The 13403-nt window shown below is 40.2% G+C and carries 10 protein-coding genes and 2 rRNA genes; 2 read left to right on the top strand and 10 right to left on the bottom strand.

Translation table 11 applies throughout. From position 1 onward, the window contains the following. Positions 1-9: 9 nt before the first annotated feature. A complete protein-coding gene (locus tag NSQ95_RS16745) occupies positions 10-1290 on the bottom strand; it encodes a YjiH family protein (RefSeq protein WP_340881870.1) in 1281 nt (426 codons plus the stop codon). A gap of 256 nt (positions 1291-1546) precedes the next feature. Here NSQ95_RS16745 and NSQ95_RS16750 point away from each other — a divergent pair, with 256 nt between their 5' ends. Together NSQ95_RS16750 and NSQ95_RS16755 are read left to right on the top strand one after the other, a co-directional pair. Next, positions 1547-3001 (top strand): helix-turn-helix domain-containing protein, encoded by a 1455-nt coding sequence (locus NSQ95_RS16750; RefSeq protein ID WP_340881868.1) that lies wholly within the window; start codon positions 1547-1549, stop codon positions 2999-3001. A gap of 100 nt (positions 3002-3101) precedes the next feature. Beyond that, on the top strand, positions 3102-3428 hold the full coding sequence (locus tag NSQ95_RS16755; RefSeq protein ID WP_340881867.1) for a nucleoside triphosphate pyrophosphohydrolase: 327 nt from the start codon (positions 3102-3104) through the stop codon (positions 3426-3428). 137 nt (positions 3429-3565) lie between these two features. Here NSQ95_RS16755 and NSQ95_RS16760 read toward each other — a convergent pair whose 3' ends face one another. The 9 genes from NSQ95_RS16760 to NSQ95_RS16800 all read right to left on the bottom strand — a co-directional run bounded on the left by NSQ95_RS16760 (position 3566) and on the right by NSQ95_RS16800 (position 13319). Beyond that, positions 3566-4042 carry a hypothetical protein gene (locus tag NSQ95_RS16760; RefSeq protein ID WP_340881865.1) on the bottom strand — a complete coding sequence of 159 codons (477 nt, stop codon included), beginning with the start codon at positions 4040-4042 and terminating at the stop codon, positions 3566-3568. A gap of 267 nt (positions 4043-4309) precedes the next feature. Further along, a complete protein-coding gene (locus tag NSQ95_RS16765; protein ID WP_298472369.1) occupies positions 4310-4525 on the bottom strand; it encodes a hypothetical protein in 216 nt (71 codons plus the stop codon). A 36-nt stretch (positions 4526-4561) separates the two neighbouring features. Beyond that, on the bottom strand, positions 4562-5425 hold the full coding sequence (locus NSQ95_RS16770; RefSeq protein ID WP_340881864.1) for an LXG domain-containing protein: 864 nt from the start codon (positions 5423-5425) through the stop codon (positions 4562-4564). Positions 5426-5766: 341 nt separating this feature from the next. Next, positions 5767-6144, bottom strand: coding sequence for a hypothetical protein (locus NSQ95_RS16775; RefSeq protein WP_342559990.1), 378 nt, complete (start codon positions 6142-6144; stop codon positions 5767-5769). Positions 6145-6180: 36 nt separating this feature from the next. Further along, the gene (locus NSQ95_RS16780; RefSeq protein WP_298472364.1) at positions 6181-6651 is read right to left on the bottom strand and encodes a hypothetical protein; all 471 of its coding nucleotides are present in this window, start codon (positions 6649-6651) and stop codon (positions 6181-6183) included. A gap of 3 nt (positions 6652-6654) precedes the next feature. Further along, entirely contained in the window at positions 6655-9060 is a 2406-nt protein-coding gene (locus NSQ95_RS16785; RefSeq protein WP_342559991.1) for a T7SS effector LXG polymorphic toxin, read from the bottom strand. Between the two features lie 350 nt (positions 9061-9410). Beyond that, positions 9411-10037 (bottom strand): CoA pyrophosphatase, encoded by a 627-nt coding sequence (locus NSQ95_RS16790; protein WP_340881859.1) that lies wholly within the window; start codon positions 10035-10037, stop codon positions 9411-9413. A 181-nt stretch (positions 10038-10218) separates the two neighbouring features. Beyond that, positions 10219-10334 (bottom strand): 5S ribosomal RNA (rrf, locus tag NSQ95_RS16795). 56 nt (positions 10335-10390) lie between these two features. Beyond that, a 23S ribosomal RNA gene (locus tag NSQ95_RS16800) occupies positions 10391-13319 on the bottom strand. Between the last annotated feature and the right edge of the window lie 84 nt (positions 13320-13403).

Consider the following 13403-nt stretch of genomic DNA (forward strand, 5'->3'; position numbering starts at 1 on the left):
ACACTCCCTTTAAAATAATAAAAATGCGATTGGTGTAACAATGATTAAAGTTAGAACAACTCGTTGGAACCATATAATCACCATCTGACGGATTGTCAGTGGAATATCTGTAGAGAGAATGACTGGAATAACAGCCGAGAAAAACAAAATAGCCGACACCGACACAACAGCCACGATGAATTTCGTCATAGTTGTAGCAGAAGTAACTAATAACGCTGGAAGGAAGATCTCTGCAATAGAAACAGACAATGCCTTTGCCGTAAGCAATGGTTCTGGTATTTGCAAAGCCCATGTAAAAGGTAGGAAAATATACGCCATCCAATCAAACACTGGCGTGTACATAGCTAGGAGCAATCCTAAAAGTCCAATTGAAAGAATGGATGGCAGTACACTCATTGTCATCAATAATCCTTCTTTTAAATGTTGTAATAGGTTTTTCCATAAAGGAGGATTCGTTCGCACAGCCTGCATTGCCTCGGACCATGCTGTCTGTAGTCGATTCTCAGTTACAATTACCTCCGGGTCACCTTCCTCTACAATGTACTCATCCTTCAGCGTTGCTAAAGGCCAAATACGGGCAGTGATAGCTGTCACTAAAAATGTTACGACAAGCGACACCCAGAAAAACCAGCTCCAAAAAGCCATTAAGTCTAATGTATTTGCAATCACGACCATGAAGGTCACAGACACGGTGGAGAAGCCAGTTGCTATAATCGCTGCCTCTCTGATTGTGTACTTCCCTTGGTTGAAAACTCGGTTCGTTAGCAATAGGCCAACTGAATAGCTTCCTACAAAAGAGGCAACCGCATCTACTGCTGAGCGACCTGGAGTTCTAAAAACTGGTCGCATGATAGGTTGCATAAACACTCCTATAAATTCAAGCAGGCCATAGCTGACGAGTAGTGCTAAGAAAATAGCGCCAATTGGAATTAGAACTCCAACAGGCTTAATGAGCTTATCCATTAAAAATGGGCCTACACTTGGGTCGAAAAGCCAAGCAGGTCCGACACCTATCAATAGCATTATCCCTACCCCTAGACCAATAATTTTAAAGAAAGACATGATAATACTGACCTTATCTTTATTCCATATTTTAGTAAAAAAAGGATATACGGCGCCAGCTACAAGCATAAGGACAATATAGACCGTTACCAGTGTTGGAACATTTGTGGACAGCCAGGTTACGATATGATCAAGTAAAATGGAAGATTTTCCGTTATACGTAAAAGTAACAAAAAAGCTGAAAATCCCTATTAAACTACATACAACAAACTTAAATACCGAAATCATATCTCTCTTTCCCTCTTGTATCAGCCCTTTATTCGGGATATTTACCAAACCCACCACTCCTTTTTATTTAATTATAAAATTCAGAAAAAATAATATATATATAATCCAGGTTTAAAATAAAGGAATTTTATTAGATGAGCTGGAATTTTATAAAGATAAATAGAGAATAATTTATGATTTTATGAATTAAGGAATAAAATCATAAGAAAATCTCTACCGATTGATTTCAAACTAAACAATGAATAGGGGTGCCAAAGTGAAGCTCTTAATTATTGACAGGGATCAAACAGAAAGAAATGGTATAGAGTGGTTTATCAAGCGATATCAGTTGGATGTTATGACTGTTTTAGAGGCAGGAAATTTTAAGGAAGCAGTGGAGAAAATCGAGGCCGAAAGCCCAGAGGTTATCTTACTCGAAATGGAGTTACTTGCTCATGGTGATTCGAATCGATTGAGAAAAGCATTATCGCTTCATTCTGCTCACATCATCGGGATGACTGCAGAGCCGCTTTTTAAGCATGCTTTAGAAGCACTGTCCCTGCGAGCACTCACTCTACTGGTGAAACCAATTGACTTAAGCCTGCTTAAACAATATTTAACTCATGCAGTGAGAAATGAATTAAAAGTACAGCAAGAGAGTCTACCTTTAATAGGAGAGCATTCGATTTACCCTTCTTTATTTTTAGATCGGTATGAGATAGAGCAAGAATTTACATTTTGTCTGATGTTAGAGTCTGAGATTTTGGAGCAGAATGAACAGCTTTTTCATTGGCTAGAATCTCTAAATCATTTGACTCTCTTCCCCCTTTCTAAACGTATTGTGGCATTCTCAACAGAAGAAACACTAGAGGAGCTCCGTAAAAAAGCAAAGGCAATTATAAGGGAATGGTCTAACTCACAGAATGCCAACTTAAATATAGCTATCTATGATTTACCGAGAAAATCTGTAAAGGATATGTACCAAGCTATAAAAGAAACTCTAAAACTACGTTTTCAGCATGGCTTTGGGCAGATTTTTCTTGTGAGCGAACTTCCTACCTTTCAAGGTTTGGAACCATTCTTAACAATGGAGCAGCAACGACTTTGGATGTCGAGCTTAGAGCAAAATGACGTACAGACAATTAAGCATTTTTTATATAGCATCTCTACCATCAAAACGTATTATCATCCCGACACTATTCGCATCCATTTGACTAGCATTCTCGCACAAATTCGGAGATTCATGCTTAAATACCAAATGGAAAAACGAATAGATTTGGAACATCGCTACAATCAACTCTTTGAACTCATTCTAAATCATCCAGTCCTTTACACGATTATCCAGGAAATCGTTCTCCTCTGTCAGGACATAATGAATCAGGTGGAAAAACAAAAAGAAAAAGGCCAGTTCGACTACGTAAATGCCGCATTGGACTTCATCGACCTCCATTATACAGACGATAAGCTTAGCCTTGACGAACTCGCAAATTTTCTAGGAATCAGTCCTAGTTATATAAGTATGCTTTTCTCGAAAACAAACGCTTTGACCTTCAAGCAATACGTTACCAAGAAGCGACTCAACCATGCCATGCAGCTACTTCAGGAGACCAACCTAACTATCAACGAAATAGCAGCAAAAAGTGGCTTTAATGACGCCAACTACTTTTCTAAGCTGTTTAAGGCCAATCATAATATTAGCCCGTCCTATTATAGGCAGCAGGTAATAGGTTAAGGAGACCTCTACTATATAATTCATTTGTAAAGAGATATACGAAAGGTTTAAGATTAATATCAACAGTAGCAAACTAAATCAATAGTAAGGAGGAACAATTTTGCCAGTTTACAACAAGCTAGTACGTGATCAAATCCCCCAGGTAATCGAGAAATCTGGAAGTAAGTTTTCCACGCGCATTTTAGATAAATCCGAGCATTTGACCGAAGTGAAAAACAAATTATATGAAGAAGTGAAGGAATTTGAAGCAACGGATAACCGAAAAGACGCACTTGAAGAGCTTGCAGATATACTAGAATTAATCCATGCAGCTCTTCCCGTTCATGAAGCTACATATCAGGAGCTCGAGCAAATCCGCCTTGCCAAAAAGAAGAAGCGCGGAGGATTTAAAGAAGGAATCTATTTGCTAGAGGTTGAGGATGAGTAAGCTAAGGCTGATCCTTTAAGATTTGAATGTTCAAATGTTACTTATACTTAAAAGCTTAGTCATTACTTGGCTCCATCCTTTTGTAAGGAAGGTGTACATTCCCCTATATATAATAATGTAGAGTTTTTCTTTTCAAGTTATGAATGAGTAAGAATTGTAATCTCACAGTTTTCAATCGATAACTTCTTTAAACATTCTAGTGCCTCTATAGTAACAACTAGTTCACCTTTTGATGATAAAGAGAAGTGATGTCCCGACCATTCCTTAAAGCTTTTTCCTTCTACTTCAATTGTTCCAAATGGGATTAATCTACTGAAGGAAGGGAGGTTACAATCAGGTAATAGCTCCTTAAACCTCTCACTCATAGTAACAAGACACCTTTCAAGTCTATAATCATTAATCCCATCCTTTACTAACTCTTCTCCTAAACGGCTCGATACTATAAAGGCTGGTATTGACTCCAAAAGGTCATCTCCTAACCATCCTTCAAACTCATAGTGTAAGAACTCAACTCTACCTGAAACTCCTTTTTTTATTACACTTTCTTTCTTTCCATAAATTGTTTGTTCACCATGCCCACCAGCAACCTCTGGCTCTAAAAAATATAAATTCATAAGACATTAACCTCCTAGCCTTACATTTTTATAGAATAGCCACTTACTAGCTTCTTTCTTTTTGAATATTGGCCTATGTACAGTTAATCTTTATCAGCATACCCAATTGCCAAACAAGAGTTAGATATTACTAAAATTCATGGAAGAAAAAGAGAAAAAAGTAGATTGATTATGATGGTATTTGACCATAATCACCTGCTAGTTGTTTCTTTGTATGATTTCATTTAAACTTTTTAACTTATCCCAATAAACTCTTATAGCATGCAATTATTTAAGCTCATTAATAATTCCATTTACCCCGTGTACAACCACACTACTAAGTACGTCAGTATAATTATTGTAGTCATCTGACTTCTCGATGATCGTATCAAAGACTTCTTTTAACTTGCCATCAATTATAAGTGTAAGCCCTTCTACTTGTTCCTCGCTTCCCTCTTTCCCAAACATTTCTTTCATTATAGTAAAGGTTTCTGTCTTATTCATCGTCATTCTCCTTTTGAAATAAATTTTCGCCAGTGATTATCCAATATTGATAGTCTCTTTAATGATCAAACCATTTGCGTACGCATGGTACTTTATATTTTCTCCAACGTTTTCTTCAATTAGCGAGACTTTCATCTCTTCAAGGGTCTCAAAAGTATTCGAATTGATCGTTGTTCCAATTAACTCTTCATATTCTTCTACCCATAGATTGTTAGGATCTAAGAATACTTTAGGAAAGAGTTCTGTTCTAATCCCACTACCGAAGGTTATTGCTTTCCATTGACTGGACTGGAAAGAAGTGACTTTTACCCCTGCACCAAACATTCCTTCCATAAGTATTATCCATAAGCCTAACTCTTGTAGATTCTGTTCAACGGTGCTTAATGATGTAGTCTGGGAAGTATCAAATTGATGTAGATCTGCAATTGTGTTGTCACGTTTCTTTTTGGAATTTCGTACTCCCTCTTGCACCTCGCTATCATCTAGGGGTGGTAAGGCAACGATATCACTGACGGTCTCCATAATACTGTTCGCATCGTTGGTAAATCTTTCAGTCAAAGTACCAATCTGGGTAAGTCCCTGCTCCAATTCTCCTTCTAAAAACTGTTCAAGGATGTGACCAGCAGTATCAGGCTCTAACGATGTGAGCGCTGTCTCTATTTGTTGAAGCTGTTCCTTGAACCTTTTTATGAACAAAAGGAAGTAATTCAGGAATGGGAGATGAACTTCCGAGTAATAATTTCGAATTGCACTGCCTCCAGCGCCCTTCAATACTTCCTCCATTGCAACAAGTCCCTTAATAGAATCACTAATATTACTTACTTCCGTTTCTAGACGTTCCAGCATAGCCACATTGCGTTGTAACCCATCTTGAAGTAGGTCGACATCTAACGTTTTCATAAGCGTGCCCTCATAGAATCAAGGCTTAAATATCTTCAATTTGCTTTATTATATAACACTTCCTTACATATTATAGACATAATCTCTCCTCCTATAGTAATCTATTATTATCTATAATATTCCATTTTTTATATTGAAAGGTAAAGTGTGGACTCACCTATAACTCTAAAATGATTCGAAAGAAATATTAATTTTCAGTTAATTAGTTATTTGGAATTAGAATAACAGGGTTATCATTATTCTAAATTAAGTGTTACTGTACTTCAGTCCACATACGTTAAAAAACCTTGAAAGGCATATAAGCTTTCAAGGTTACGAGAATTCTCTCTACTGAACTTGATCTATTTTGTTATGTCATATTCTAAATTTTCCTCATCCCATATGAGATTGTGATCATCAACATGGACGTTCCATTCCGCACCTGCTATAACATTACGAATGTCTGCAAGTAACGTAGCCCAATGATCCACCCCATCAAACATCGCATATTCACTATTATTCGGTAGTTCCGTTGATCCCTCAAAAATCACGTCATAAGCAGTCGGATTTTTTGAATCATAGATAGTAAAACTTGTCCAATTATGACCTTCTCCAGTCTTTAAGTATTCATCTATTTCCTCATCAACAGAATACTTCTCCAATAATTGATTAATCGCTTCTTGTTCAGTATGGGTTAGTTTTTGTTTACGTTTCGCTGTGTAATAAATGGAAACACTCATCCTGAAACCCCTTTCTACTCAAAAATTTAGCACTAGTTATTCGGAAGAATAAACTTCAATTAATTCACGTTTAAAATCCTCGTACATTTCAAATGCAATCATCATAATTTCTTTTAATTCTTCATAGCTATGAAAGAATATTGTAGGAATTGATTCTGTATCATCAGATAATAATCTTGCAAATATATCCCATGGGTCTCCGGCCTTTATAACTCCCTTATGTCTTACAGACCAAATTAATTCAACTACCCCATATTTTAAAGATATATTGAATCTAAAAGTATATATATCCTTATTTTTTACTTCTCCGACAATAAAAAAATTTTCTTTTTTCATATAACGTGTTTGATAACCAAGTGATTCAAAAATATCTATTACTCTTTCATTTTCATAGTTACTTAGTTTATTTTCTTTATTTGAAAACTTTTCTGCCAAATTTTTATATCTTTTGACAAAATCAATTTTCTTCAGTACATCTCTTATTTCCGGTTCTAGATCGTATGTCATTAATTATTCCCTCCTGAATCTAATTTCAACATCATATTTGTCTTTGGCTAGCTTAATATATTCTTCTATTTGAGTGAAATTTTTATTTGTTGCTGGAATCTCTAATATTTGTTTTCCTTGTAATATAGTACCGTCTATTCTTTCATATTTATTTGAGCGAATTTTAGTTCCGGCAGGATACTTATTATTTAGTTCTTTTAAATACTTCTCAAATGTTTTGATATCAATTTCAATTAAATCGGTCGCTTTCCTAGAGACTATTTCCCCTTTAATTGGGTCATAAGAGTCTAATCTTTTTCCGTTACTTAAATGTACCTCATCATAAGGATACCATCTGTCTTCCCTTGCAGTTTTATTAAAGTTATTCCCCCTTGCCATGGGAGAATCGTTTAACCAATAATCTCTTGTTTTTTTCCATTCTAATCTTTCTCGGGGAGTTTTATCAATCTTTCCTTTACGTGCAAGATACTTTTCATAATCAGACTCCAATTTAGAATCTTTAAATTTCCCGTCATTTGATAGTAAGTTCTTACCCGTACCCTTAGTCTCAACATCCACACTCTTTACATCTGCATTCACATTACTATCAATACTTTTATTTGTTGGTGTAGTATCCACCTTTGCAGATGGAGTATTAATTGTCTTCGCATTTTTAGGAGGAGCTGTATAATCTGCATTCCCTCCAACAACTTTTGGCTTAGCCTGTATATTCGAATTTGGTGTTTCTGATTTCACATTTGCTTTTCCGCTACTAACGGGGGCTGGGTTGTTCGCTTTTGCCGTTGGTGTAGTCACTGTTTTAGTAGATTTGTTTGGAATCGTAGTGTTGCTCAGGTTTATGTGATCTCCATTGCCACCAACGACCTTCGGCAGATCCTGTATCTGCTCATTTGGATTCCCCTTAGTAGAGCTGGCAACCGCACTTTTGGCTTCAGGTGTATTCCCTTTAGATGGCGGCTGAACAGCAGATGCTTGTCCTTTATTTGTATTCGCTCCATTGCCGTCCAAATCGGGGGTCTTATTGGCAACGTTCGGGTTCTGGATCTCTGGATTAACACCGCCACTGGGAGTTTTAGATGTTGCTGGAGTTTTCCCTGTTGGCATGTTGAACATGAAGGGACTATTGTTGGCATTCGGTGTTCCATTCTGTAAGCTAGTAAACAGGTTTAATCGTGACTGCGATCCAATCAGTGGACTATTCGCCATATCACGATAAACGGATGTAGATACAGATTCTACTACTTTATCATTTAGGACGTTTTTGGGCTGAAAAAAATTACGTCCTTTATTTGCAATTTTAGTCCCAGTACTTCCCCAGCCTAAAAATGGAACCATCGCCGCAAAGGAGAGCGATGCGTTTAGCTTATCTCCTCTAGCATAATAGATTACTCCGTTTAAACCATCTGCTATTTCTCCGTATACAGGAACCAGTCCCGCTAGATCTAATACAAATTGAAAACCATCCAACAGTTTATTTTCTTTTGGTGGCTTAACTTGGACTACTTCTTCCTTGTATTCTACTTTAGAAACGATTTCGTAGTATACTGTCCCGTTTTCTGAGTACTCTTTTATCAATAAACCATTTTCATATTGATGGTACTGGATATTCTCTCCCACGTTTTCATCAATTGTAATCATCCTCTTCAGCTCTAGCGCTTGAAAGGTTTTGGCAGTGATCATCGTGCCGATTATTTTGTCTCTTTCTTCTACCCATAGTTTATTAGGATCTAAATATACCTTCGGGAATAGCTCTGTCCGAATCTCACTTCCAAACGTAATTGCATTCCACTGACTCGGCTGGAAAGTAATGTCCTTTACCCCTGCTGTAAACATTCCCTCCATATCCGTAAGCCAATTGCCCATAGTTTGAATATCTTCTTCTACTGTGGTTAGTGATGTGGTTTGAGAGCTATCGAATTCATGCAGCTGTAAAATCGTGTCGTCACGTTTCTTTTTAGAATTTTGAACTCCTTCTTGTACCTCACTATCATTAAGATGAGGTAGCGCAACGATATCACTTACTGTATCCATGATACTGTTTGCTTCGTTTGTAAGTCTTTCTGTTATGTTGGCAATCAGCGTCAGTCCTTGTTCCAGCTCTCCCTCTAAAAACTGCTCCAGGATATACCCTGCCGTATCTGGTTCTAACGACAAAAGAGCAGCTTCAATTTGTTGAAGCTTTTGCTTGTAACTATCTGAGAAAGTAAGGAAAAAATGAAGGAAAGGTAAATGAACATCCGAGTAAAAGCCTCGGATTGCACTACCTCCAGCCCCTTTCAATACTTCCTCCATTGCTACTAGTTCTTTAACTGTGTTTTGAATATTCCCCACTTCATTTTGCAAACGTTCCAACATAGCTATATTACGTTGCAATCCATCTTGAAGTAAGTCTACGTCTAGTATTTTCATAGGCATACCCTCGTTGAATCGGGTATAATGAAGCATTTCCAATTTTCTTTATTATACAATATTCCCCACCAGATAGACATAATTTCTCCTCCTCTAGCAATCTTACATTATCTATAATATTCCATTTTTTATATAGAAAGGTAAAGAGAAGTCTAGTATTTAGCACTAAAATGATTCAGAAGAAACAAGGTAAGTTATACAAAAATAAGCATTTAGAATTAAAGAGATATAGTATTTTGGAATTATTACTACAAAAATAAAAAGACCCTCTAAACAGTAGAGAATCTTTTTGAAATACTTTTTAAAGTTTTTGTTTCCTTTATCATAGTGACCTACATAGAGTTTTTTGCTTACCTCTTAATACTTCTGATCGTTTCTATAAAATGCTTTAACACTCGTGCAGTTAATCCCCAGATTGTATAGTTTTTATAATCGTAAAACCATTCCTCAATATCTCTAGGTCTCCATTGATATTTGTCCCCATTAAATATTTTTTCATAAGGAAAGTCCATCGGTGGCATAGATTGAACAGAGACAGTGTGCATATAAGGCTCATAGTCTAATAGCCAGCTAATTGGTATTGTAAATACTTCTTCAACCTCTTGTTTGTTGTAATTTTCGATTTGGTGATGATCAATGGTCGCCACAAATGGATAGACTACGAAAGATGAAGAAGCAATATAAGGGCTCAATTGACCAAGAATTTTTATAGATGTCGGGTCTATTCCTAACTCTTCATGTGTTTCTCTTATTGCAGCTTCCAATGGAGAGGCATCTGTAGTGTCGATACGACCGCCTGGAAAACTAATATCTCCGGGCTGTTTTCGCATCGTTAAGGAACGCACCTCAAACAACATATGCCATTCTCCTTCCACTTGCACAAGTGGAAGGAGAATGGCTGAGCGCAGAGCTGTATCCTCACCAATAAATAGTGGCTGACTATGCTGTAATTTTTTTGTTAGATCCTCTAAGAACATAGAATCCCCCTTACTTTATTTATCTATTACTAGAGTAACATTAATATTGTTTAGTTTAAAATAATGTGAGGTTTCAGGTGAAAGATTAAATCTTCTAGTAAAATAGAGGTTATCCTTAGACTTTAAAAAAAGACAAAACAAAAAAGCCGCCACCGATTACTCGGTAACGACTTTCTTTGGTGCCCAGCGACGTCCTACTCTTGCAGGGGGAGACCCCCAACTACCATCGGCGCTGAAGAGCTTAACTTCCGTGTTCGGTATGGGAACGGGTGTGACCTCTTCGCCATCATCACTAGACTTTTGAGTTGTTCACTCAAAACTGGATAAAAGACATCATATTAGAAACAAACCATTTGGTTAAGTCCTCGATCGATTAGTATTCGTCAGCTGCACGTGTCGCCACGCTTCCACCCCGAACCTATCTACCTCATCGTCTTTGAGGGATCTTACTTACTTGCGTAATGGGAAATCTCATCTTGAGGGGGGCTTCGTGCTTAGATGCTTTCAGCACTTATCCCGTCCACACATAGCTACCCAGCGATGCCCTTGGCAGAACAACTGGTACACCAGCGGTGTGTCCATCCCGGTCCTCTCGTACTAAGGACAGCTCCTCTCAAATTTCCTACGCCCACGACGGATAGGGACCGAACTGTCTCACGACGTTCTGAACCCAGCTCGCGTACCGCTTTAATGGGCGAACAGCCCAACCCTTGGGACCGACTACAGCCCCAGGATGCGATGAGCCGACATCGAGGTGCCAAACCTCCCCGTCGATGTGGACTCTTGGGGGAGATAAGCCTGTTATCCCCGGGGTAGCTTTTATCCGTTGAGCGATGGCCCTTCCATGCGGAACCACCGGATCACTAAGCCCGTCTTTCGACCCTGCTCGACTTGTAGGTCTCGCAGTCAAGCTCCCTTCTGCCTTTACACTCTTCGAATGATTTCCAACCATTCTGAGGGAACCTTTGGGCGCCTCCGTTACACTTTAGGAGGCGACCGCCCCAGTCAAACTGCCCGCCTGACACTGTCTCCTACCCGGGTTACGGGTATGGGTTAGAATTTCAATACAACCAGGGTAGTATCCCACCGACGCCTCCTCCGAAGCTGGCGCTCCGGGCTCTAAGGCTCCTACCTATCCTGTACAAGTTGCACCAAAATTCAATATCAAGCTACAGTAAAGCTCCACGGGGTCTTTCCGTCCTGTCGCGGGTAACCTGCATCTTCACAGGTACTATAATTTCACCGAGTCTCTCGTTGAGACAGTGCCCAGATCGTTACGCCTTTCGTGCGGGTCGGAACTTACCCGACAAGGAATTTCGCTACCTTAGGACCGTTATAGTTACGGCCGCCGTTTACTGGGGCTTCAATTCGCACCTTCGCTTGCGCTAAGCACTCCTCTTAACCTTCCAGCACCGGGCAGGCGTCAGCCCCTATACTTCACCTTACGGTTTTGCAGAGACCTGTGTTTTTGCTAAACAGTCGCCTGGGCCTATTCACTGCGGCTCTTCTAGGCTATTCACCCAAAAGAGCACCCCTTCTCCCGAAGTTACGGGGTCATTTTGCCGAGTTCCTTAACGAGAGTTCTCTCGCTCACCTTAGGATTCTCTCCTCGACTACCTGTGTCGGTTTGCGGTACGGGCACCTCCCACCTCGTTAGAGGCTTTTCTTGGCAGTGTGAAATCAGGAACTCCGGACATACGTCCTTGCCATCACAGCTCAATGTTACAGAGTGCGGATTTGCCTACACTCACACCTCACTGCTTGGACGTGCATAACCAACAGCACGCTTACCCTATCCTACTGCGTCCCCCCATCACTCAAACGGTGGGGTGGTGGTACAGGAATATCAACCTGTTGTCCATCGTCTACGCCTATCGGCCTCGACTTAGGTCCCGACTAACCCTGAGCGGACGAGCCTTCCTCAGGAAACCTTAGTCATACGGTGGATGGGATTCTCACCCATCTTTCGCTACTCATACCGGCATTCTCACTTCTAAGCGCTCCACCAGTCCTTCCGGTCTGACTTCAACGCCCTTAGAACGCTCTCCTACCACTGATACCAAAGGTATCAATCCACAGCTTCGGTGATTTGTTTAGCCCCGATACATTTTCGGCGCAGCGTCACTCGACCAGTGAGCTATTACGCACTCTTTAAATGATGGCTGCTTCTAAGCCAACATCCTGGTTGTCTAAGCAACGCCACATCCTTTTCCACTTAACAAATACTTTGGGACCTTAGCTGGTGGTCTGGGCTGTTTCCCTCTTGACTACGGATCTTATCACTCGCAGTCTGACTCCCAAACATAAATCATTGGCATTCGGAGTTTGTCTGAATTCGGTAACCCGGGATGGGCCCCTAGTCCAAACAGTGCTCTACCTCCAAGATTCTAACGTTTGAGGCTAGCCCTAAAGCTATTTCGGAGAGAACCAGCTATCTCCAGGTTCGATTGGAATTTCTCCGCTACCCACACCTCATCCCCGCACTTTTCAACGTGCGTGGGTTCGGACCTCCAGTAAGTGTTACCTCACCTTCATCCTGGACATGGGTAGATCACCTGGTTTCGGGTCTACGACCACATACTCATTCGCCCTATTCAGACTCGCTTTCGCTGCGGCTCCGTCTTCTCAACTTAACCTCGCATGTAATCGTAACTCGCCGGTTCATTCTACAAAAGGCACGCCATCACCCGTTAACGGGCTTTGACTATTTGTAGGCACACGGTTTCAGGGTCTATTTCACTCCCCTTCCGGGGTGCTTTTCACCTTTCCCTCACGGTACTGGTTCACTATCGGTCACTAGGTAGTATTTAGCCTTGGGAGATGGTCCTCCCGGATTCCGACGGAATTTCACGTGTTCCGCCGTACTCAGGATACACTCTGGAGGGAATGAACTTTTGACTACGGGGCTTTTACCCTATCCTGCGGACCTTTCCAGGTCGCTTCGTCTAGCTCATTCTTTTGTAACTCCGTATAGAGTGTCCTACAACCCCAAGAGGCAAGCCTCTTGGTTTGGGCTCTTCCCGTTTCGCTCGCCGCTACTCAGGGAATCGAATTTTCTTTCTCTTCCTCCAGGTACTTAGATGTTTCAGTTCCCTGGGTGTGTCTCAGATGCGCTATGTATTCACGCAAATGTACTGCCCCATTACGGGCAGTGGGTTTCCCCATTCGGAAATCTTCGGATCGAAGCTCACTTACAGCTCCCCGAAGCATATCGGTGTTAGTGCCGTCCTTCATCGACTCCTAGTGCCAAGGCATCCACCGTGCGCCCTTATTAACTTAACCTAAAAGTTAAAAGTACTACACTTGCAATCACGTAAGTGATCACAATTTGAATATCTTGCGTTTGTTTCTTTTTTTGATGTCGTT

It is taken from the genome of Psychrobacillus sp. FSL W7-1457 (genome assembly GCF_038593405.1).
Lineage (GTDB): Bacteria > Bacillota > Bacilli > Bacillales_A > Planococcaceae > Psychrobacillus.

Bases quoted from the DNA above. Each gene is read 5' to 3' on its own strand.
- NSQ95_RS16745 (WP_340881870.1), bottom strand. From the start codon at position 1,290: ATGATTTCGGTATTTAAGTTTGTTGTATGTAGTTTAATAGGGATTTTC.
- NSQ95_RS16760 (WP_340881865.1), bottom strand. From the start codon at position 4,042: ATGAATTTATATTTTTTAGAGCCAGAGGTTGCTGGTGGGCATGGTGAA.
- NSQ95_RS16765 (WP_298472369.1), bottom strand. From the start codon at position 4,525: ATGAATAAGACAGAAACCTTTACTATAATGAAAGAAATGTTTGGGAAA.
- NSQ95_RS16770 (WP_340881864.1), bottom strand. From the start codon at position 5,425: ATGAAAACGTTAGATGTCGACCTACTTCAAGATGGGTTACAACGCAAT.
- NSQ95_RS16775 (WP_342559990.1), bottom strand. From the start codon at position 6,144: ATGAGTGTTTCCATTTATTACACAGCGAAACGTAAACAAAAACTAACC.
- NSQ95_RS16780 (WP_298472364.1), bottom strand. From the start codon at position 6,651: ATGACATACGATCTAGAACCGGAAATAAGAGATGTACTGAAGAAAATT.
- NSQ95_RS16785 (WP_342559991.1), bottom strand. From the start codon at position 9,060: ATGAAAATACTAGACGTAGACTTACTTCAAGATGGATTGCAACGTAAT.
- NSQ95_RS16790 (WP_340881859.1), bottom strand. From the start codon at position 10,037: ATGTTCTTAGAGGATCTAACAAAAAAATTACAGCATAGTCAGCCACTA.